This is a genomic window from Desulfobacter sp., assembly GCA_028768545.1.
Lineage (GTDB): Bacteria > Desulfobacterota > Desulfobacteria > Desulfobacterales > Desulfobacteraceae > Desulfobacter.
The window spans coordinates 1,448,650-1,470,861 of the sequence record CP054838.1 but is presented as its reverse complement, the minus strand read 5'-3'; the positions used below and the strand labels follow the sequence as shown (position 1 = coordinate 1,470,861).

Annotated in this window: 21 protein-coding genes and 1 pseudogene; 6 read left to right on the top strand and 16 right to left on the bottom strand. The window is 49.0% G+C overall.

Annotated elements, in window-relative coordinates; all coding sequences use genetic code 11:
- Positions 1 to 7: 7 nt before the first annotated feature.
- The 5 genes and pseudogenes from HUN05_07055 to HUN05_07035 all read right to left on the bottom strand — a co-directional run bounded on the left by HUN05_07055 (position 8) and on the right by HUN05_07035 (position 4,935).
- Positions 8 to 1,270, bottom strand: a complete 1,263-nt coding sequence (locus HUN05_07055) for a TRAP transporter large permease (GenBank protein ID WDP87958.1) — start codon at positions 1,268 to 1,270, stop codon at positions 8 to 10.
- Positions 1,271 to 1,726: 456 nt separating this feature from the next.
- Positions 1,727 to 2,305, bottom strand: coding sequence for a TRAP transporter small permease (locus HUN05_07050; protein ID WDP84940.1), 579 nt, complete (start codon positions 2,303 to 2,305; stop codon positions 1,727 to 1,729).
- Between the two features lie 96 nt (positions 2,306 to 2,401).
- Positions 2,402 to 3,436 (bottom strand): TRAP transporter substrate-binding protein DctP, encoded by a 1,035-nt coding sequence (dctP, locus tag HUN05_07045; GenBank protein ID WDP84939.1) that lies wholly within the window; start codon positions 3,434 to 3,436, stop codon positions 2,402 to 2,404.
- 59 nt (positions 3,437 to 3,495) lie between these two features.
- A complete protein-coding gene (locus HUN05_07040; GenBank protein WDP84938.1) occupies positions 3,496 to 4,713 on the bottom strand; it encodes an amidohydrolase in 1,218 nt (405 codons plus the stop codon).
- A gap of 36 nt (positions 4,714 to 4,749) precedes the next feature.
- Positions 4,750 to 4,935: pseudogene (locus HUN05_07035) on the bottom strand (ectoine hydrolase DoeA).
- 66 nt (positions 4,936 to 5,001) lie between these two features.
- Between HUN05_07035 and HUN05_07030 the strand changes: the two are divergent.
- Positions 5,002 to 6,213: an IS256 family transposase gene (locus tag HUN05_07030; GenBank protein ID WDP84937.1), complete on the top strand. Its 1,212-nt coding sequence runs from the start codon at positions 5,002 to 5,004 to the stop codon at positions 6,211 to 6,213.
- A gap of 105 nt (positions 6,214 to 6,318) precedes the next feature.
- Here the strand turns inward: HUN05_07030 and HUN05_07025 are convergent, their stop codons facing one another.
- Positions 6,319 to 6,690, bottom strand: a complete 372-nt coding sequence (locus HUN05_07025; protein ID WDP84936.1) for a hypothetical protein — start codon at positions 6,688 to 6,690, stop codon at positions 6,319 to 6,321.
- A 42-nt stretch (positions 6,691 to 6,732) separates the two neighbouring features.
- On the opposite strand from HUN05_07025, the gene HUN05_07020 reads away from it, so the two are divergent.
- Positions 6,733 to 6,912: a hypothetical protein gene (locus HUN05_07020; GenBank protein WDP84935.1), complete on the top strand. Its 180-nt coding sequence runs from the start codon at positions 6,733 to 6,735 to the stop codon at positions 6,910 to 6,912.
- Here the strand turns inward: HUN05_07020 and HUN05_07015 are convergent.
- Together HUN05_07015 and HUN05_07010 are read right to left on the bottom strand one after the other, a co-directional pair.
- Complete coding sequence (locus HUN05_07015; protein ID WDP84934.1) at positions 6,881 to 7,459, bottom strand: hypothetical protein; 579 nt, start codon at positions 7,457 to 7,459, stop codon at positions 6,881 to 6,883. The two genes, HUN05_07020 and HUN05_07015, sit on opposite strands and share 32 nt — an antisense overlap.
- Before the next feature lie 64 nt (positions 7,460 to 7,523).
- The gene (locus HUN05_07010) at positions 7,524 to 7,757 is read right to left on the bottom strand and encodes a hypothetical protein (GenBank protein ID WDP84933.1); all 234 of its coding nucleotides are present in this window, start codon (positions 7,755 to 7,757) and stop codon (positions 7,524 to 7,526) included.
- Between the two features lie 43 nt (positions 7,758 to 7,800).
- Here HUN05_07010 and HUN05_07005 point away from each other — a divergent pair, with 43 nt between their 5' ends.
- Positions 7,801 to 8,607, top strand: a complete 807-nt coding sequence (locus tag HUN05_07005) for a thioesterase family protein (protein WDP84932.1) — start codon at positions 7,801 to 7,803, stop codon at positions 8,605 to 8,607.
- Between the two features lie 183 nt (positions 8,608 to 8,790).
- Here HUN05_07005 and HUN05_07000 read toward each other — a convergent pair whose 3' ends face one another.
- Positions 8,791 to 10,155, bottom strand: coding sequence for an MFS transporter (locus tag HUN05_07000; GenBank protein ID WDP84931.1), 1,365 nt, complete (start codon positions 10,153 to 10,155; stop codon positions 8,791 to 8,793).
- Positions 10,152 to 10,727: a chalcone isomerase family protein gene (locus tag HUN05_06995; GenBank protein ID WDP84930.1), complete on the bottom strand. Its 576-nt coding sequence runs from the start codon at positions 10,725 to 10,727 to the stop codon at positions 10,152 to 10,154. Before HUN05_06995 ends, HUN05_07000 begins: the two co-directional genes overlap by 4 nt.
- 269 nt (positions 10,728 to 10,996) lie before the next feature.
- On the opposite strand from HUN05_06995, the gene HUN05_06990 reads away from it, so the two are divergent.
- Both HUN05_06990 and HUN05_06985 read left to right on the top strand, forming a co-directional pair.
- Complete coding sequence (locus tag HUN05_06990) at positions 10,997 to 12,271, top strand: FAD-dependent oxidoreductase (GenBank protein WDP84929.1); 1,275 nt, start codon at positions 10,997 to 10,999, stop codon at positions 12,269 to 12,271.
- Positions 12,268 to 14,229 (top strand): DUF1365 family protein, encoded by a 1,962-nt coding sequence (locus tag HUN05_06985; GenBank protein ID WDP84928.1) that lies wholly within the window; start codon positions 12,268 to 12,270, stop codon positions 14,227 to 14,229. Before HUN05_06990 ends, HUN05_06985 begins: the two co-directional genes overlap by 4 nt.
- Here HUN05_06985 and HUN05_06980 read toward each other — a convergent pair.
- Positions 14,226 to 15,668, bottom strand: coding sequence for an SDR family NAD(P)-dependent oxidoreductase (locus HUN05_06980; GenBank protein WDP84927.1), 1,443 nt, complete (start codon positions 15,666 to 15,668; stop codon positions 14,226 to 14,228). The two genes, HUN05_06985 and HUN05_06980, sit on opposite strands and share 4 nt — an antisense overlap.
- A gap of 130 nt (positions 15,669 to 15,798) precedes the next feature.
- On the opposite strand from HUN05_06980, the gene uvsE reads away from it, so the two are divergent.
- Positions 15,799 to 16,701, top strand: coding sequence for a UV DNA damage repair endonuclease UvsE (gene uvsE / locus HUN05_06975; GenBank protein ID WDP84926.1), 903 nt, complete (start codon positions 15,799 to 15,801; stop codon positions 16,699 to 16,701).
- Between the two features lie 386 nt (positions 16,702 to 17,087).
- Here the strand turns inward: uvsE and HUN05_06970 are convergent, their stop codons facing one another.
- From HUN05_06970 to HUN05_06950, 5 genes are all read right to left on the bottom strand, one after another.
- On the bottom strand, positions 17,088 to 17,921 hold the full coding sequence (locus HUN05_06970; GenBank protein WDP84925.1) for an SDR family oxidoreductase: 834 nt from the start codon (positions 17,919 to 17,921) through the stop codon (positions 17,088 to 17,090).
- 28 nt (positions 17,922 to 17,949) lie between these two features.
- A complete protein-coding gene (locus tag HUN05_06965) occupies positions 17,950 to 19,896 on the bottom strand; it encodes an acetoacetate--CoA ligase (protein ID WDP84924.1) in 1,947 nt (648 codons plus the stop codon).
- Positions 19,897 to 19,952: 56 nt separating this feature from the next.
- Positions 19,953 to 21,284 (bottom strand): TRAP transporter large permease subunit, encoded by a 1,332-nt coding sequence (locus tag HUN05_06960; GenBank protein WDP87957.1) that lies wholly within the window; start codon positions 21,282 to 21,284, stop codon positions 19,953 to 19,955.
- Entirely contained in the window at positions 21,277 to 21,792 is a 516-nt protein-coding gene (locus tag HUN05_06955; GenBank protein WDP84923.1) for a TRAP transporter small permease subunit, read from the bottom strand. Before HUN05_06955 ends, HUN05_06960 begins: the two co-directional genes overlap by 8 nt.
- A 105-nt stretch (positions 21,793 to 21,897) precedes the next feature.
- A complete protein-coding gene (locus tag HUN05_06950; protein ID WDP84922.1) occupies positions 21,898 to 22,179 on the bottom strand; it encodes a hypothetical protein in 282 nt (93 codons plus the stop codon).
- Between the last annotated feature and the right edge of the window lie 33 nt (positions 22,180 to 22,212).

The window sequence follows — 22,212 nt, the reverse complement described above, 5'->3', positions numbered from 1 at the left end:
TCTCTTATTATCTAAAGGCCACATCTCTTAAAAAAAGAGCAATCTGTGGAAAGAAGGCCAGGGCCACAGCCACACTTAAAAGAATAAATATAAATGGCGGTGTCCCTTTGACAACTTCAATATAGGGCCGTTTGAATATGGCAATTGCCGTGAAAATATCACAACCGAACGGCGGCGTTGCTGATCCAATGGCCACCTGAAGCGTGATGATGGTTCCCACCAGCACAGGATCCAATCCCACATTATTCACCACAGGTGCAAAAATAGGAACCAGAATCAATATCACCACAATGGGATCCACAAACATGCATCCGACGAAGAAAGCAACGGAGATCACAAAAAGAACCCCATATGGGCCCATATCCGCAATACCGATCATCCCTAAAATCTGCTGGGGGACCTGTGCATAGGATAACACCCAGGCAAAGGCGGCGCCTGCGCCCACCAGTATAAAGACAACAGCTGTCACCAATCCGGTGGATAAAGCGGTGGCATAAAAGTCGGAAAGTTTCATTGTTCGAAAAAGAAAGCCTTCGAGCACGATGGCATATCCCACGCTTACCGCGGCAGCTTCTGTGGGGCTGAAGATACCGCCAAAGATACCGCCGATAATAATAAACGGGAACCCCAGAGGCCACAGAGCATGATACACTGCCATTCCACGTTCTTTCCATGATGCCTTGGACTGGGTAGGGATACCATTTAAAATCGCATAGATCACGCTGTAAATTGAAAACAAAAGCAGAATTAACAGCCCGGGGCCGATGCCGGCAATAAAAAGTTCAGGAATAGAGGTTTTGGCAACAATTCCATAGATAATCATCCCGATACTGGGGGGAATTAAAAATGCAATATCACTGGAGTTGACAATAAGGGCCAGAATAAACGAGTCTTTGTAGCCGCCTTCCAGAAGTCTTGGACGCAAGGGGGCGCCAATGGCCACAACCGTTGCCTGGGTCGAACCGGAAACAGCCCCGAACACCGCACATGCCCCGGCCGTACTCACGGCGAGCCCCCCTTTGATATGTCCGACAAATGCCATCAACAGATCGATCAGTTTCTCAGCCGATTTGCCCCGGGTCATGATATCGGCCGACAGGATAAACATGGGCACGGCAATGAGCGCTGCCGGACGAATTCCTGCCATCATCTGCTGGATCATGAACTGGGTTTGGGACAGATCTCCGTTGTACAGCAGGTAGATCCCCAATGTTGCCCCGGCAATCAACGGGATTTTCATTGGAAACCCCAACAGCAGTAAGACAATCATGAGCAAAAAGATGGAGAGCGCAAAATGCCTGTTCAAAAAATCGATCAAACTGAAACTTGTATCCAGGACAATCGTTGAATCGGTTTGCGCCGCGATATGCCCCCGGTCATCTTTTACCTTGACTGTAATGGAGATGCTGCCGTCTGCAAAGTCGCTGATGTCGACGGCTTCCACCTCCCAATTGCCGATTTTATTGATCTTGAGCATCTGCCCGACACTGGCACCCTTGTCATCGCCTAAAGTGATACTGAGCGTTTGCCATGGATCCACCCCTTCTGCATAGCCGTATACAGAAAGGCGTGTTTTCTGGTCGGTTTTTTGACCCGCTTTTTGTTCTATGACCGTCTCTTCGATCACCACTCGGACAGGATCTGAGGCGAAAAGAGAGGTGGCCCATAGGCAGGAGATAACAAGCAGCACGAGTATTTTATTTATCTGGTAGCGTTTCATGGTCTCTTAACTCTCACTATCATTTTCGGTGTCGGTATATCCGTCTTTAACATGGGTAGAAAGGTAAACATCGCTTTGTGTCAGATTTCTAACCGCCGTAAACGCATACTGCAGTCCTGTCATAATAAAGCCAAAAGGCACCCATAAATAGATATAAAAGACAGGCAGTCCCAAGGCCGGCAGAATCCGGCCGCTCTCATAGACCTCGGCAATATAGCGGCAGGAATAAAAGGCAAGAAAAAACATGAACACAGAGGTCACCGAGGTCATCAAAACCATCAACACCTTGCGCAGCCGTTCCGGCAGGGCATCATAAATGGCAGACATCCTTATATGGCGGCCATTTCGGGCGGCATAGCTGAGTCCGGCATAGGTCACCAAAATGATGAAAATGACGTTCAGTTCATCTGTGACGGTAATGGCACTATTAAACACAAACCGACTGACCACTGCGGCAATGGTATTGATCGTCATTGCGATCACTCCAACGGCCAGCATAACACCCTCAAACCTGCTGATTTGCATATCAATGAAATCCAGCGCGTTTAGTACAGGATTCCCCTTATTTTCTGCTGCCTCAGTCATTTTTTCTCCCGAATCCTAAATTGGGTCTCAAACCCGGATCGCAAAATAGACCCGGCTGCAACGGCTCACTCTATTTTGCGATCCTTTGTGGTTTTATTATTTTGTTTTTGCCTCAGCTTCTTTTAGATCCGCCATCATTTGATCCAATATTTTTTTGTTTGAATCGCTCTTGGAGGCAAATGACTCCTGTACAGCTGTTGCCGCTTTTCTAAAGGGGGCACGTTCTAGTTCAGTGAGGGTCACAATTTTAAACTCAGGATTGGTCCTGACGATACGACCGATGCCATAAGCATCCAGTCTTTCTGCCTCTTTTAAAATAACCTCGTGTGCATGGTCAGCCGCCTGGCGAATCAGTTTTTTATCCCGATCTCCCAGTTCGTTGAAAAATTTTTTATTGGCTGATGCGGATGCATTGAAATGTCCGTGACCGGTATAGGTCAATACTTTTGTCAAATTATCCAGGCCATATGCTTCAATCCATACGGTGGGATTTTCCTGACCATCCACCATATTGGTTTTAAGGGCACCGATCAGATCCCCCCAGGTCATGGGAACCGGGGAGGCGCCAAAGGCTTTATATGTCTCAACCAGAATCGGAGAACCGGGCATCACCCGCATTTTTTGGCCCTTCAAATCCTGGGGGGAGTGAAAGGGCTCAAAGGTGGTCACTGCCATCTCACCTTCAGGGAAAATAGAGAGCAGCTCAAGTCCGTGATTGTTGAAGATCGGCGGAAGCATCTCGTTAATCACTTTTGAGTTTTTGAAAAAATAATCAAGCTCTTTCGTATCTGTGGGCATCACATAGGGAAGCGTGAACAGATCCATTTCAGAAATGGTTCCCCCCATGTAGCCGGTTGACTGTCCCAGAAACTGCAGGATACCCGCTTTGGGCTGTTCCATCATATCGGTCTCTTCACCGAGGCTTCCCACGGGATAAATTTTGATTTTATGCCTGGAATTTTCCTCTATAAAGCGCTTAAAAGCGGTCGCATAAATACCCTGGGGGTCATTGACACCCTCTCCCATGGCATACTTCCACTCCGCTGCATACAGGTTCATGCTGGTTACCGTAATCAGCAGAATGCTTGCCAAAAATGCTTTTAACAATGTTAAACTCAACTTTTTTTTCATTGTCCGACTCCTTTATCCTTGGGTTAATGTTCTGGTTTATAGGCGAAGAACGCGTGAAATCATTTTTCTTTTAAAAATTCCAAAGCGCCTTTTACATGTAACTCTACTCCTTTTGTCATAACGTTTTCATCAATATCAAATCTGGAATTGTGCAGGGGAAATTGGGTTTGCTTCTCCTTGTTGGCAAAGCCCAGAAAAATAAACACCCCGGGGACCCGGGATGAAAATTCGCTAAAATCTTCACTGGCAATATATTTACCGGTTTCAATAAGATCAGCGCTGCCAAACACCTGAGCCGCCGTTTGCTTGGCCAGTCCCACCATTTTTTCATCATTTACCAGGGGGATGTTTTCATGCTCAATTTCAATCTCACAGGTACATTGGTGGGCCTGGCAGATGCCTTCACAGATCCGGATGAACTTTTGGGTGGGATTGTCCGGTGAATCCGGATCAGAGGTATGGAGAAACCGGATGGTGCCTTCCATGGTGACCTCTTCGGGAATGATATTGGCTTTTTCTCCGGCCTGGATTTTACCGAACATAATGATGGTGGGTTTTTGGACATCCATTTCCCGGGTCTGGATGGTCTGGACCGTCTGGATAATACTGGAAGCCGCGATCACAGGATCAACGGCTTCGTGTGGGTAGCCGGTATGCCCGCCTTTGCCCTTTACCCTGACCTTAAATACATCCAGTCCGCCCATGACCACGCCCTGAGTGATGGAGACCCTTCCCGAGGGGATCAGACTCCAAATGTGAATGCCCATGACACCGTCCACACGGGGATTTTCAAGTACCCCTTCTTGGACCAGCCGAATGGCCCCTGCCACCTCTTCATCGGGCTGAAATACAAATTTGATCTGCCCGGTAAGGAAGGCCTTGTTCTCTTTGAGCACCCGGGCCGCCACCAGCAGCATGGCCATGTGGGAATCATGACCGCAGGCGTGCATGACGCCTTCATTTTTTGATTTGTACTCCTTTTCACTCACTTCGGTTATGGGCAGCGCATCCATATCAGACCGGAGCATGAGAACGGCCCCGGGTTTTCCGCTATCCAGAAGGGCGACCACTCCGGTTCCAGCGATACGATGGGTTTCAAAACCAAGAGCTTGAAGATAAACTTCAATCTTCTGGGCCGTTCGAAATTCCTGGAACCCCAGTTCCGGGTACATGTGAAAATCACGCCGCAGATCAATGAGTTCTGATTTCAGTTCAATGATCCGGCGTTGTATACCATCAGATAGACCATCGGGTATAGGGTCTGATTTTTTATCCATGGGAATCTCTGTCTCCTTATTTGTATTGCCGATGCCTTACTCAATAATAAATAATTTCCGGTCAAAGGAGGCAAAGGGCATGGCACCGGTTTCGGTGACCCTGAAAGATTCAGAACATTCAAAACCGTAATTGTCCATCCACATTCCAAGAATCATGTGAAAGGTCATGTTGGGTTGAAGAATTGTTTTGTCTCCGGGTCTCAAACTGGCCGTGTGCTCAAAGGGCGTTCAAAATTCTGTGTCAGTTGAATGAAAGCTGATATACTCAGCTAAATAAGGAGAACTGACATGACCGAAGAAAACACCGAATTTGATTTTCAAAAAGCCCTTAAAGGCATCCAGGAAGGTAAACCCTTCACAGGTAAGGGCGGCGTCCTTACATCATTAATCAAAAATCTTGCTGAAGCTGCTCTTGAAGGAGAGTTGGAGTCCCATCTCGGGCAGGAAGTTTCTGCCAACCGCCGTAATGGAAAAAGCAAAAAGACCATTAAATCCCTGGATGGTAAATTTGAGCTAAAAACCCCGCGTGACAGGGCCGGAACCTTCTCTCCACAGATCGTCAAAAAACATCAGACAACGCTCAGCGATGAAATTGAAAGAAAGATAATAGCCCTTTACGGCCTGGGCATGAGTTATAATGATATGGCTTCCCATTTACAGGAAATCTATGGACTTGAGATTTCAAATGCCACTCTGAGCACCATTACCGATAAAATCATCCATACCGTCAAAGAATGGCAGGCCAGGCCGTTGGAAAATGTGTACCCAATCGTATGGCTTGATGCCATACATTATAAAGTACGAGAAAACGGAAAGGTCGACAGCAAAGCCGTTTACACAATTCTTGGGGTGAATATCGAGGGCCGCAAAGAGGTTCTTGGGCTGTACATATCCGAGAATGAGGGTGCGAACTTCTGGCTGCAGGTGTTAACAGACCTTTCAAACCGAGGGGTAAAAGATATCCTGATTGCCTGTGTTGATGGTCTAAAAGGTTTTCCCGAGGCCATTGAGACCATATTCCCGGACACAGAAGTTCAACTCTGCGTAGTCCACCAGATCCGAAATTCATTGAAATACGTTGGTTCCAAAAATAAAAAGGAATTTATGGCAGATCTAAAACGTGTTTATAAAGCGGTCAATAAGGATCTGGCCGAAGAAGAACTGGATATCTTGGAAAATAAATGGAATGACAAATACCCGATTGTGATAAAATCCTGGCGGAACAACTGGGAACGCCTCAGTCATTTCTTTAAATATCCAGAAGAGATTCGACGGATAATATACACCACAAATACCATTGAGGCTGTGCATCGACAGTTTCGAAAACTGACCAAAACAAAGGGATCATTCCCGAACCAGGACAGCCTGTTAAAGCTGCTTTACATGGGGATCCAGAACGCCAGTAAAAAATGGACAATGCCGATTCAAAATTGGTCACTGACAATTTCCCAGTTGGCAATTTTCTTTGAAGGCCGGCTGGATAAAGAGCTGGGAATTTGATAGGGATTTATTTACAGATGGAAAAGATGGTTCCAGGAACTCCACTCCAGCAAAAGTCAACTCCTCCGACGTGGCTGATTGAAGGCCCATTCTCGGACCTGACTTTTACTTCCGCTGGCGCTGAGGCAGATCCGGGAACCGAAACCGTGACACAGAATTCTGAACATTCCCTTTTTTTCGAGTGATTCCGAGTTGTTTCATATTATACCAGATACAGGCACGGGATACTCCGAAATGCTGCGCCCTTTCCGATTGTGTCATGTCATCATTTGTCTCCACATGGAGGCGCAAAGCTTCCAGATCCAAACTTCGTGGTCCTTTTGGACCGGGTTTCTTGTATGACAAACCATCTTCGGCAGACGTCCAGTTGTGAACACTTCCACGGGATACATTAAACTGACTGGCAGCTTCCGTCTTGCTTCCTCCATTTTCTACAAAATCTATAACGCGTTTGCGTAAATCTGATGAATATCTCATGGGGAAAATATAAGTTGTATAAATCCTTGTTCAAGTAATTGTTTGCTCTGCTATATCAAGGGATCCTGGCTCTTTGACAAGATTGCCGGCGGCAAGGTCATGCTGGCCGCAAGCTCAGACAAATTCCAGGCATTAATCCCCATGATACCGGGCACTTTGCTGGCCGCAGCCATTGGAGCTGCGTTCATGGTCATTGCCTGGAAATTACCGGACAAAACCTGAGGCTGTTTTTTAAACCAAGGCCCAGCCCTGCACAGGGCTGGGCCCTGGTTAACTCAGATGAAACCTTTTTCAATCCAATATTTCTCGAATCGTTTTTAAAAGACTGTTCATTGCCAGGGGCTTGTTCGTCATCAACGATCATTATCCTCTCATTTCCATCCAAGCGTATTGTTTGATTTGAAGCAGAAAAAACGGGGTCAGCTTCCTTTTTCAAAATGGGGAAATAAACAAAAAAACGGGTGCCTTGACCCAGCTTGCTCTCGACCCTGATCTTTCCCTTATGCTCTTTCACAATCGCCTTGACAAGGGCCAGGCCCAGGCCGGTGCCCCGGCCGACTTGCTTGGTCGTAAAGTATGGATCAAAAATCTTTTCAATGATTGAATCATCCATACCGGATCCGGTATCGGCGACTTCCAATTCAATATAATCGCCAGGGGGTAATATTTTCTGGGGATCTTGTATGCTTTTGTCAATCAATAAAATTAAGATACTGCCGTTGTTTTCTCCTATGGCATGGTAGGCATTGGTACAAAGGTTAATTAACAATTGATGAATTTTAATTGAGTCTGCTGAAATGAATGATTTTGAATCTATCCTTTTTTTATTTCAATTATGATTCATGGCCAAAAATCTGCCGGTCATCACCCTTGAATTCATAACCATTTACGGGTTTCAGGTTGATTGGCCCACCATAACACATCGCCGCAAGAATCGAAAAATCCCATTGTTTATAGCAATGGACAGGGTTGAGACGCTGCTGAATTAAAATTTGAAACCTTGTTGAACCTGTTATTTGATTTTCATCTATACTTACTATAGACTTTTTAAAAATAAATTCTCCCAAAAGGCGGGGTACCAAAACCATAACGGTTAACAAGGATTCTAATATGCAGAACACTTCATTTGCTCACCTGATCGACAATGTCCCCTCTCCTGGGGAAAAAACAGACCTTCGTGTGCCCGATGACTGGATGCAGGGACGCACCGCTTACGGAGGACTGGTCGCGGCCCTGTCCTTAAAATCCATGCGTGCTCATGTTCCCCTGGGGCGGAAAATCCGCAGCCTTCTGTTTTCCTTTGTGGGCCCGGTAAGTTCGGATCCTTTCACCATCCAGACCCAGCCGTTGCGTTCGGGAAAGTCTGTTACAACCATAGAGTCCAAGTTGATTCAGAACAATAAAATATGCTCTGCTGCATTGGGAAGCTTTGGTGCGGATCGTGACTCCAAAATCGGGATTGCACCAATTGACCGCCGGGAGATGCCGGAACCGTCCAAGGCAATTGAGCTGCCGTATATCCAAGGCCTGACACCTGAGTTTACCCGCCATTTTAACTATCGCTGGGCCATTGGCGAGCTGCCCTTTTCCGGCAAAGGGGGAAAAGAACTGGGCGGCTGGATCAATTTTCGTGAACAGGCCGACTGTCTTTCGGAAGAATGGCTGATTGCCCTGGCCGATGCCTGGCCCACACCGGTTCTCTCTAAATTAAACGCACCTGCTGCGGCAAGCACATTGAATTGGGCTTTGGAATTTGTTCACCTGGATCGTGTCACCTGCTCTGAAAACGAGTGGTGGGCCTACCATTGTGAAGTCGACAGTGCCGAAAGGGGCTATGCACATGAACGGAGCACGATCTGGGACCCTGAGGGGCGGCTGGCCATTTTCAGCCATCAGACCACCACTGTTTTTGCATGAGACTATCAATATCAACGGCTTGGGCAATGTTCTGGCATCGTTCCCGGTGATGGATATTATCCAAGTCAACGTTGCTGCCTCCGCCATCTATCAAGCCTTCGGGGCCATGGGTTGAAATAATCTGCCCCGTGGGGCTGTACGCCTTTTTTACCTGATGTCCACGGCCGGTCTTGTCTTTTTGGGTCAGGACGGCTGATGCTGGGTATTTTCAATCTCTTGTCGGATCCGGGCATGCGCTTGCTGGGAAATCGGATAAAAACTGATGATAACAATGGACAAAATATTACAAAGGCAGGGCACCAGTGCATAAAGCACCCTGAGCATCATAAGGGTTGACTCACTTTGCTCCGCATTGGGACTGTATCCGGTATTCCCTAAAAGCAGCAGGCCGATACCGATGCCCGCGGCAGCGGACATTTTTTTGGCGATGGACCATAGACCAATATAGCGTCCCTCCCGCCGCTGCCCTGTCAACAACTGGTCATAGTCAATCACATCCGCCTGGATGGAAGAGGGTAGCGCAAGGCCTGCACCGAATCCGATACCGGACAAAAAGACCAGAACCCCATAGATAAAGGTATCTCCCGGCCCTATAAAAAAAACGCCCAAAAAAGCACCCGTATTGACCACCATGGACAGAATCCAGGCCTGTTTTTTTCCTATTTTTTTTGAAACCATTATCCAAAGCGGTAAAAATAAAATCCCCGTTAAAAAATATATCAATAAGAACCCTTCTGCATTTTGGGCCTGGAGAACATATTCCACATAATATAAAATCAGGGTGGCCGGAAGATTACTGCCAAGGGCACTGATGGTATATCCTGAGATTAAAATGATAAAAGGACGGTTTTTCAAAACAGCTGAAAAACCTTTTAACAAGCCATCTTTGCGGTTATGGCTCGTATGTTCCTTGATCTTCCAGATGCAGTAAAACGGCAAAAGAACAATCATGGGCGCAAATATAAAGGCCATAATAGAAAAGCGGTATTGGTCCGTGGGCACTCTGCCTGCGGCCTTTACCAGCTGGTCAATCAATACGGGCGATGCGGCGGCCACAAGCGTTCCGAGAATCAAAAAACCGTCCCTCAGAGAAAAAAGAGCGGTTCTTTCATGATAATCCATGGTCATTTCCGGTCCAAGGGATTCATAGGGGATGGTGATCAGGGTCCAGAAAAAAAACAGGGCAAAGAGCCAGAATCCAAAATAGAGGGTCAGCCCTGTCTGGGAAATGACCGGCGGCCTGAATAAAAACAGAATCGACAGGGCAAGTCCCAGGGCACCCAGGGCCATATAGGGCTTGCGCCTGCCAAATCGCCCAGAGGTCCGGTCAGAGACATAGCCGATAACCGGATCTGTAATCGCATCGAAAAACCGGACCGCCATCAGCAGCCCCCCCACAGTGGAAATGCCCAGTCCCATGGTGTCGGTATAAAATTTAGGCAGAAACACATATACGGGAATACCAATAATCGCCAGAGACAAGGCCGGAAGCGCATATGCAAACCGATCTGCCCATGATAACTTCGCGTCCGAAAAAGGCGGCATCATAAACTCCCCAAAAGATCGTCTCGAAATGCCGCATCAATTAGATTGGCACCGATCCAGATGCCGAACAACGCCTTTGCAAAATCTGACCCGTCTATGGTGCCCAGGGCCAGGCCGTTGTAAGTCAGCCGGGTTCCCTGGCCGGGGGTGTAGGTCAAGGCATACCGGTCTCCAGGTTCAACATTTTTATACAGGCGGTTCAATGCGTTTATTTTGGGCAAAAGGCGGTCAAAAAGCGCCGCATCTACAGATTCTTCGATCTTGGCCCGGGTAGCTTCGGCAAAGTCATCCGATGATATGGCCACCCGATATTCCAACTCGAGGCGCTTGGGAACATCCCCAAGGGCTTGGGATCCGTCCACTCCTTTTGGAAGATACAATGCCCCGGTATAGGCTTTGATAAAAATAAGATACCGGAGCAATGAGGTGCCCTTTAAATAAAGGCGTTCGTTCGGTGTCTCAAATGTCTGGGCAAACCGGGTGCCGTCAACCATTGCCGCGCGTGCATGAAGACTGCCCGTCCCCAAAACGCCGGCCATCAGGACCAGAATAAAGATAAGTCTCTTATCTTTCATAAAATCACCATGTTCCATCTATCGTATTATGATTTAAAGAGGTCTTAAGTTAATGATATTAACCTAAGACCGTTATTTTTAATTTCAATGTACCCAACAATCCCCTATCGTTGACAATTAAAACCAGGGGCCGTCTTATATAACGCCCACAACTGAACACACCTCTTAAAAAAAATTAAGATTAAATTGAAGTTTTTCTGACACTTAGGTATACCCTAAAGAAAAAGCCTTTTCCTTTTTTCCATATCTAAACCAGAAAGGCGGGTGTCATGGACTCAAAACAAAATTTGAACATTGCCGTGATCGGCTCGGGTATTTCCGGCATCTGTTCGGCATATCTACTCCAGAACCAACACCGGGTGACCCTGTTTGAAAAAAATGATTATTTCGGCGGCCATACCCACACCATTGTGCTTGACCAGGGGCCGGACCGGGGAACCCCTGTGGATACGGGGTTTATCGTCCTCAACCAACGGACATATCCGAATTTTATCAAATTTTTATCCCGGCTCAAGGTTAAAAAAGCCTTGACCCAAATGTCTTTCTCCTACCATTGCGAACGGTCCGGGCTCAGCTATGCCAGCCAGAACCTGAATTCAATTTTCGCCGACCGGTCCAACCTGGTCAAACCCAAATTCTTGCGATTTGTCTACGAAATGGTCCGCTATCTTCAGGTGCTGAGAAAAGAGTACCTCACCCATGAACTGCCAGACATCACCCTGGCCGAATACGTGAGCCAAAAAGGGCTTCACCGTGAAGTGGTTGATCAGTTTATCATTCCCATGGCAGCCGCCATCTGGTCAGGTTCCGATTTCCAGATGGCACAATTCCCCATCCAGACCTTTGCCCAGTTTTATGAAAATCACGGACTGCTGGGGGTTACAGGCCACCCGCCCTGGTATTTTGTCCAAGGCGGCAGCCATACCTATGTCAAGGCCTTTTTGGCCGGATTTAAAGGAAAGGCCGTCAAAAACACTACCATCACAAGGGTATCCCGGACAGAGGACCAAATCACCCTGGCCTTTGAGCAGGGTCCGGCCCAGACCTTTGACGCCGTTGTTATGGCCACCCATGCAGACCAGGCATTGAAAATGCTCGAAACCCCCAGTCCTGGGGAAAAAAAGCTGCTGGGCGCCTGGACCTATTCACACAATTCAACCCTCCTTCACACGGATACCCGGGTCATGCCTCCCAATAAAAGGGCCTGGGCCAGCTGGAATTACAAGCGGAGCGCACAATCAGACAAAGGCGCCCCGGTCATGGTCAGTTATGACATGACCCGGCTCCAGGACCTTGGGACAAGCCGGCCCTATTTTGTTACCCTCAATCCCCAAAAGCCCATACCAGAAAATCATGTGATCAAAAAATTGGTGTACACCCATCCCCAATATTCGTTTGATGCCTTTGCCTCCCAAAAGGATTTGCCCGGTTTAAACGGTCATCTGAACACCTTTTTCTGCGGTGCTTATTTTGGATATGGCTTCCACGAAGACGGCGTCCGGTCGGCTTTGGCTGTGGCAGAAAAATTCGGGGTGAGCCTGTGAATTCAAAAATCTATCGCGGATCCATTGCCCATCGCAGGTATTTACCTGTGAATCATGAACTTTGTTATCCAATATATATATTTGCCTTTGATCTTGACGATCTTGCCCGCCTCAACCAACGATATCCCCTGTTTGGGTATAACAGGAAGGCTGTAACATCCATCCATGACAAAGATTATCTGCACCCTTCCCATCTGCCGCTCAAGGACAAAATCATAACCACCCTGGCCCGGCATGGGATCACCACCCCCATTGCCGGTGTGACCACCATCACCTCGGCCCGGTATTTTAATTATGTATTCAACCCGGTAAGCTTTCATTATTGCTTTTCCCGGGACCAAAAACTTTCGGCCATCATCGCAGAGGTCAACAACACCTACGGCGAGCGCCATCCCTATGTGCTGACCAAAAACATCTGCCCCCCGGACAACTGGTTTGCAAGTTTTCAAACCCCCAAGGTATTTCATGTCTCACCCTTTAATAAGATCCAAGGGATGTATTATTTTTATTTTTCAGACCTTTCGGACCAACTGGAAATCAAAATTGAACTGGTCAATGACAATAAAAAAATAATGGAGGCCGTTCTCAAGGGAGAAAGCCGACCTTTGACCGTGTCAAATCATCTTAAAACCATGATCAAATATCCTGCAGCCCCCCATTTGAGTGTTCCGAGAATCTATGCCCATGCATTTAAACTTTTTTTTCAAAAAAAACTGCCGTTTAACAATAAACCGATTCCGGGAAATCCTATGACATTGATAAAACAAACCCCCGGCTGGGTGGAACGCATCTGTAAACGTCTGGTCATCCAGGCATTGAAAAAGATGTCAGCCGGCTGCCTGAAAATTGAAATGCCCGACAACACCCCTTTATTCTTCGGTGATCCCAATGATCGGCCAATGGCGGTCATGAAGATACAAGACAACCATTTTTTCCAGCGCCTTGTTTTTGACGGTGAGATCGGATTTGGAGAAACCTTTATGGCATCAGAATGGGAGACCCCCGATCTTGTCGGCCTACTCATGCTGCTGATCACGAATCGGGATCAATTTTCAGACGGCAATTTCATGCTCTCTTTTATCACCCGGGTCCAGGAAAAAATAGCCCATGAAAGGCGCAGAAACACAATAGAGAATACAACAGAAAACATCCGGGACCACTATGATTTGAGCAATGAATTTTATGCCCTGTTCCTGGACCGGCAGATGCTCTATTCCTGCGGAATTTTCAAGACCCCCCAAGAGAGTCTGGAACAGGCCCAGGAAAATAAAATGGTCCGGATTCTTGAACAGGCAGATGTGCAAAAAGACCATCACATTCTTGAAATCGGCTGCGGCTGGGGAGGCTTTGCCGTGTTTGCCGCAAAACAGACCGGCTGCAGGGTCACGGGCATTACCGTATCCCAGGCCCAGTATGACCGGGCATGTCAGCGGGTAAAAGACGAGGGGCTTGAAGATAAGATCACCATAGAACGCCAGGATTACCGCCATACAAGGGGTCAGTTTGACCGGATCATTTCCATTGAAATGATCGAGGCGGTAGGCCCCCAGTTTTTGTCCACCTATTTTCAACAGGCCCAAAAACTTTTAAAGCCCGGCGGACGCATGGTATTCCAGGCCATCATTATCCAAGATGAACGATATGCCCAGTACTGCAGGGAACGGGACTGGATCCAGAAACATATTTTCCCGGGCGGTCACCTGCCCTGCCTCAAGGTCCTCAACCAGACCCTGTCAGCCCATACCGACTTTAAGATCGCAGATGTCTATCATATGGGACCCCACTATGCCACAACCCTTGACCACTGGCAGCAACGGTTTGTTGACCGCAGCCAGGAGATTTCCAGAATGGGGTTTAACCCGACCTTCCGTAGAAAATGGCAATATTATTTTTCCATCTGCCAGGCAGGCTTTATTGTTGGCGGCATTGACAATATTCAGATGAGATTGACACTTTAAATCCCGGGCATTCCCAGACGCTGGGAGACAAAGGCGTTTAGCTGGTCCCACAGGCCCTGGCGTTCCTGTTCGGATTCCGCCGTTCCGGGCAATACCGCAGTTTCATGGGGTCGCCTGTCCAGCCAGAACCGGCCCGTGCTCTGCCCGGCCCGGGCTGACCCGGCAAGCCAGACAATGGTATCCGCGCCCTGTTCCGGGGTTCTGAGCATCTTGTTGACCCCTTGATAAAATTTCGGCAGGGCCCCCTGGATACCCGGGGTATTCACCCACCCCGGGTGCATGGCATGCACGGTGATCCCGTCTTTCCGGAAGGCCTGTGCCCATATTTGGGTTAAAATGACAATGCCCCGTTTGGCACGGGCATATGCCTTTGCACCCTTGTACTCACCCCTACGGTTTTCAAGGTCAAGGACATCGATTTTCTGGGTGTACATCCCCCCGGATGACACCGAGATGATCCTTGCCCCATTGGATCTGGCAAGGGCCGGTTTCAACAGCATGGTAAGGTAAAACACCCCGAGCAGATCTGTTGCAAATGTGAATTCAACACCCTCGGGTGTCTTTTGGCGTTCATTGAACAGGGCGCCGGCATTGTTGATCAGGACATCAATCTTCTTTTTTGTATGACAAAGCCGGGTGGCCGCCTGCCTGATGTCCTTCATCAGACTGAGATCGGCAATGAGAAAGTCGACATTTGGATTGCCGGTCTTTTCGATAATATCCTGTTGCACCTGTTCGGCCTTTTTCCTGTTTCTTGCAACAATGGTTAAAAAGGCCTGTTTCTCTGCGATTTTAAAGGCAGCAGCCTTGCCGATCCCGGAGGTTCCCCCGGTCAAGACCACCTGTTTTCCATAAAGGCTGGTTTTGGGTTCTGTCCAGAATCGTTTGCTCAAATCATAGCCAAACCGGCTGAACATGAGCATCCCCGGCACAATGGCGTGATCTGCCAGCCAATCCAGCCCGTTGGAACCGGATCGAAACCATTCCCGGCCAAAGGGGGCTGAGGTGCCATGGTCCAATACCCGTTCAAGCCCCTGTATAGCATCCTTCCCGGTCTGCTTTAAAATTGGGACAAGGCATGGCTCAAGGTATTTGCCAACACCTGAAAACTCAATATCGGCCTGGTAATCAATTCTGGTACCGGTGTTGTCCGCCTGAAATTGTATGGTATCCATGGCGGTAAAGGATTCTGCCCGGCCTTTTAACACCAGCTTTGCATTGGGCTGGTATTCCACCACCCGATACTGAATTTTGGGACGAAAAAAACCAAACTTCAGTTTCAGGTCATAGACAGACCCAACCCCTGTTCTGCCGGGTTCAACCGCCTTTGAAGAGATCACTCCCGGATCCCATTCCTGGATACGGCTAAAATCACTTGTATAATCAAAAACGAAGTTGATATTTTTTCTAACCTGGATGGATTCTTTAAGTCGTATCATAACACCGCCTTTACAAAAGATGTGGGTGAATACATATACCATTTAAACATGGTCATAAATTTTAATACTTCAATACCGGCCAAAGGTGATTATCTTTGTTCAAACGCCCCTAAAAACCCAAGGACTTGCAATGATACGATTCGGCCTTTGCTGTGTATTCAAAGAACATCCCATTAAATTTCGAAGGACGACCGCATCCTATCTGGCCCGGTTTTCAGAAGAGGAACAAAAAAAAAGACTGGCCCGGCTGTGCGCTGAAAACGCCCAAAGCCTGGCCCGCGCCCTTGATTTCTGCCAAAAAAACAACATCGGTTCTTTTCGCATCAACAGCCAGATCCTTCCCTTAAAAACACACCCGGATATGGGGTATGATATCGGCGATCTGCCCGGTTCACAAGAACTGATCCGTGCCTTCAAAGCCTGCGGCGAATTCAGCTTAACCCATGATATCAGAACCACGTTTCACCCGGACCAGTTTATTGTTTTGTCGTCCCCCCGTCCGGACGTGGTTCAGCGGTCTGTATCCGATCTTGAATACCAGGCCCAGGTGGCGGAATGGGTGAATGCCGATGTGATCAACATTCATGCCGGCGGCGTGTATGGAGATAAACCCTCGGCGATTTCCCGCCTCATGAAAACCATTGACACCCTTTCTGATCCAATCAGAAAAAGATTGACCCTTGAAAATGATGACAAAAGCTATTCTCCCCATGATCTTTTGCCTGTGTGCCGGGATCTGAAGATCCCCTTGGTCTACGACGTCCACCACCACCGATGTCTCCCGGACGGGCTGGCAGTTGAAACGGCCACCCAACGCGCCCTGGACACATGGAACCGTGAACCTTTGTTTCATTTATCCTCTCCCAAAAACGGCTGGGACGGCCCAAGCCCCGGAAAGCACCACGATTTTATTGACCCCAACGATCTGCCCCGGCATTGGATTCCCATGGACATTACCGTTGAAATCGAGGCAAAGGCCAAAGAAATTGCCGTAAAACAACTCATGGCAGATTTAAAATTTATCCATACCTGACTCTTTTGTTTCCGCTGTCACCTGAATATTGCAAACCGCATAGTGGTTCAAGACAAAAAAGGGCTGTCCATGGGAAATGACCTGCCTGATACGAGAAGAGAAAACCAATTCAATGCTCAGATCATTATAGACCTGTTTGAATAAATTGTAATATTTTTTTTCTTTTTTGAAAAAAAGAACAGGCGAATTTTGAATATTAAGGGACACCCTAATAATCAGGATTTTGGGTTAAGTTCAAGGCGCAGATAAATTTTAACCAGAGGAATATATTAAATATATGTGAGCATAGGCATCTCTCCGGGCCGAAAATTTAAATTTGCCTGCAACGAAGAAATCAAACCCATAAGGATGGATCGTGATCCACGATCTATCCTTATGGGTTTTGATCAATAGGTCGATACGATGCCGCCGTCAAAGAGCAGATCACCACCGAGCAGATACCGGGAGAATCTGGAGAACCCCAGAACAAAAAGATTGCCCACCTCCACAGGACTCATCATCTCCTTGACCCGGGAAGCCCCCATCATCACATCATTGACCACCTCTTCCTGGGTAATTCCCCTCTGCTTGGCCTGGGCAAGAATCTGGCCCAGGCCAAGGGCGGTTTTTACAAAGCCCGTGCTGATGGTAAAGCCCCGGATATCGCCCTGGCCCTCGGCAGAGATGGACTTGGCAAGGCCGCGCAAGGCAAACTTTGCAATATTATAGGAAGATTTATTCAAGGTGCAGATATGGGCATGGATGGAGGCCATGTTGCCAATGGCCCCGCCGCCGGCCTCCCGCATCAGGGGCATCACCTTGCCGGAAAGATAAAAAGGCGCCCTGACCATAATACGCTGCATCAGATCAAAGGTTTCCACGGGAAAATTCTCCATGGGATCCACATGCTGAATGCCGGCAATATTGGCAAGGAACCTGATCTGGCCGAGGCTTGCCGCCTCGGTCACGGCCGCATCCATCTGGGCATCCTCTGTCAAATCACAGGGGATAAACACCATGCGGCCGCCCAGTGCCTGGCAGAGTTTCTGGGTTTGCCGGCCGGATGTTTCATTATAATCCAGGCCCACCACGGTCAGGTGGTTGGCAGCAGCGGCAATGGCCGTTGCCCGGCCAATGCCGCTGCCGGCGCCTGTCACCATACAGACGCTTTTTTCTGTGAAATGGTCATCTTTTAAGATCAGAATCTGGTCCGGCGTGATTGTTGGTTCATTAATATCCATGGCATATCCTTTCGTATTTTATCTGCCGTTAAACGGTGAGCGCCTTAAGATCCCGGTAAAAATCCAGGGCTTGGGGATTTTTCAGGGCGTCGGTGTTCTTTACCGGACGGCCATGAATCACGTTTCTTACGGCCAGCTCCACCTTTTTCATATTCAGGGTGTAGGGGATGTCCGGCACGCAAATAATCTTGGCCGGTACATGCCTTGGTGATGCATGGGTGCGCAGATCAATTCGAATCAAATTTTCCAGACCCTCTGTGAGTTCAACCCCTGGGGCCATCTTGACGAACAAAATCACCCTGACATCATGGTCCCAGTCCTGCCCCACCACCACGGCGTCCTCAATCTCATTCATCTGCTCCAGCCGCCGGTAAATCTCGGCAGTGCCGATGCGCACCCCCCCGGGATTCAATGTGGCGTCGGAACGGCCATAGATGATCACCCCGCCTTTGGGGGTGATTTCAATAAAATCCCCATGGGTCCAGACCCCGGGATATACGTTAAAATAGGCGGAATGGTACCGGCTCCCGTCTTCATCATTCCAAAACCCCACCGGCATGGAAGGAAAGGCCTTTTCACAGACCAGTTCTCCCTGCTCGCCGATCACGGACGTTCCGTCTGGATCATAGGCCTCAACCTTCATACCCAGCCCTCTGCACTGCAGCTCCCCGGCATAGACCGGGTCCAGGGGATTGCCCAGGGCAAAACAGCCGTTGAGATCCGAACCGCCGGAAATGGAGGAAAGCTGGAGATCGCCTTTCACCTCCTGGTAAATAAAGTCAAAATCCTCGGCAGACAAAGGAGAGCCTGTGGACAGCAGGGTACGAAGCGCACCAAGGTTAAATTCCTTTCCCGGGCGAACCCCGGCATTGCGAAGGGCGGCAATATAACCGGCCGAAGTGCCGAAGATGGATATGTTTTCTTCCTGGGCCATGCGCCACAGGGCGTCCGGGCCCGGGTGAAAGGGATTACCGTCGTAAAGAACGATGGTGGCACCGAGAAAAAGCCCGCAGGTCAGCCAGTTCCACATCATCCATCCGCAGGTTGTAAAGTAGAACAGGGTATCTTCACGCTTGAGATCCGTGTGCAGCATCAGCTCCTTGACCTGATGGATCAGCACCCCCCCGGCGCTCTGTACCATGCACTTGGGAAGTCCTGTGGTGCCGGATGAATACATGATATACAGGGGATGGTCAAAGGGCAGCTGCTCAAAGAGGATCTCGGGTTTGTCCGTACCAAAATCCGCATAGGCACAGGCCTTTGGCAATCCTTTAATATCCGGGGCATCATGAATATAGGGCACCACCACCGCCTTTTTAATGGAGGGAATCTGTTCCAGAATTCCTTTTACCCGCTCCAGGCATGACAAAGCTTTGCCCTTGAAAAAATAACCGTCCGCCGTCACCAGAACCTTGAGCTGAATCTGGCCGAACCTGTCCATCACCCCCTTGATGCCGAAATCCGGCGAACATGAGGACCAGACCGCACCGATGCTGGCAGATGCCAGCATGAAAATAATGGTTTCAGGCATGTTGGGCATGAACCCGACCACCCGGTCACCCGGCTGAACGCCCTGGGCCCTCAGCCCTGACGCAACCCGGGCTGTTTTTTGATAAAGCTGTGCATAGGTCAGGGTACGGCGGACCTGATTCTCACCCCGGAAAATCAGGGCGGTTTTATCGTCCCGGTATCTGAGCAGGTTTTGGGCAAAGTTCAGCCGGGCACCTTCAAACCACCGGGCTCCGGGCATCTTATTTTCATCATCCACCACCTGGTGCCAGGCGTCTGAACAAAGGATGCCCGCCTCTTTCCACATCTGTTCCCAAAATTGTGAAATATGGTCCACGGACCAGGTATACAGATCCTGGTAACTTTCAAGGCAAAGCCCTTGGGACGCGTTGACCCGCTGCATAAACCCGTGAATATTGGAGGCCTCTTTGCGCGCGGGCGAAGGGGTCCATAAAAGTCGTGACATTACGCTTTCTCCTTGATTGGATTAAATTGTCGGGGGCCAAGCCCCCGGTTCGATTTTTACTCAACCATGACCGAGGGCAGCCAGAGCACGGCCTCGGGAAACACGGCACAGAGCACAAGGCCTGCCATCATCAGGAGCACAAAGGGGACAATACCCCGGTAGACATGGGCCAGCTTGACCTCGGGCGATGCAACCCCTTTAATGTAGAACAGGGCATAGCCAAATGGCGGGGTGAGAAAGGAGGCCTGTAAATTTACGGCGATCATGACCACAAACCAGACCAGGTCAAATCCAAGGCTTTTCGCAATGGGCAAAAACAAAAGAAAACAGATGAGGACAATCCCGATCCAGTCGATGAACATACCCAATAAAAAAACAATGGCCATCATCACCCAGAAAATGCCCCATTTACCAAATCCCAGGCCCAAGACAAATCCTGTGACCACATCCCCGCCGCCAATGCCCAGAAAGACACCGGTAAAACAGGTGGCCCCGCACAGCAGAAAGATCACCATGGTGTTGATGCGTAGGGTGTTCACCGCCGCCTTTTTCAATACCTCCCAGGAAAACTTGCCGTATACGATGACCATTAAAAATGCAATAAAGGCCCCGACCCCGGAGGCTTCCGTGGGGGTGGCAATGCCCGTAAAGATACTGCCCAGCACCCCGAGTACCAGGATCATGGGGGGCACCAATGACTTCATTACCATGAAAAAAATCTGTGCACGGGTCACCTCGGCGGCCTCCTGTTCACTGATGGCAGGACCCAGGTCGGGATTTTTCCAGCAGCGGACAACGATATAGGCCAGATAGAGCACAGAGAGAATCACACCGGGAAAGACCGCGCCGGCAAACAGCTTGCCCACGGAAATGGTGGCCTGGTTGGCCATGACCACCAGCATAATGATCGGCGGAATCAGAATGCCCAGGGTGCCGGAGGCTGAAATCGCTCCGCAGCTCAACTCCTTTTGGTAGCCGTACTCCAGCATCATGGGCAGGGCTAAAAGCCCCATGGTCACAATGGATGCGCCCACAATCCCGGTGCAGGCTGCAAACAGGGTGGAGACAATGACCACGGTCAGCCCGATCCCGCCGGGCATGGGGCCGAGCAGATACCGCATGGCCCGGAACAATTCCCCGGCCACACCCGAGGAATCCAGCAGCTGGGCCATAAAGACAAAGAGCGGGATGGCCAATAGGACATAGTTGTCCATCACCCCCCATATGCGGTTCATAAACAGATAAAAAATGGAAGGTCCCCAGCCCACATACCCGAAAATAACGGCCAGCCCACCCAAGACAAATGCCAGGGGGTGACCCATGAACAAACCGATCAAAAGCCCTGCAAACATCAAAATTGTCAACCACTCCGGACTGATATCAAACATCATCCCATTCCTTAATTATGAAGATCTCCTTGATCACCTGGGATATCCCCTGGATCAAGAGCAGCACAAAGGTCAGCACGATCACCGTTTTCACAGGATAGATTGCCGGGGCAAACACACTCCAGGTATGCTCCTTCATTTTCCAGGACGTGGCAGCAAAGATATAGCCCTGCCATACCCCCAGGATACAAAAGGGGAAATAAAATATCAGGTAGGAAATGATTGAGAGTATGGCCTGCTTTTTTTCGGACAGCATCTGGGTGAAGACGTCCACAGAAACGTGGGTCCCATGGAGCAGGCCATAGGCCGCCACCAGCATGAAATGCACGGCGTAGATCTGTTTGAGCACCTCAAAGCTCCATATGGTGGGAGATCCGAACCCCCGCCGCAAAACAACTTCCATCACTGTGATCAGCACCAGGGGTATGATGAGCCAGGCAAATATCCGGCCGATCCAGTCGTTCAGCCTGTCCACGGTTTGCCTGACTTTTAACAAAGCATTTTTCACAGCCACCTCCTGAGGCACAAAACATACAGGTGCCAATATCTTGTTGAGCCGCCTGGCAACGGCCGGTCAGGCCTGCAGCACAAGGTGCTGCAGGCGATATCAGACTTATTCTTTGGGATTTTTTTCCAGATCGGGATAAGATGTGGGGTTGTAGCCAAAACCAAAGGGGCCTTCCATCTGGCGCCATTTGGCAAATTTTTTGCGGAATTCCATCTGTGACTGGATGGATTTTTTAAACAGCGGCTCTTTTGCGGCGATCTCTTCTGTATGGCGGTCGATCAGTTTCTGGATCCGTTCCAGGTCCTCTTTGGGATAGGAATTGATCTCAATGCCCTTGTCCACGAATTTCTGGGTGTATTCAATCACATCAAAGTACTGCTTGCACACAGTAGTGTCCGGTTAGGTTGCCCTCTGTGACAA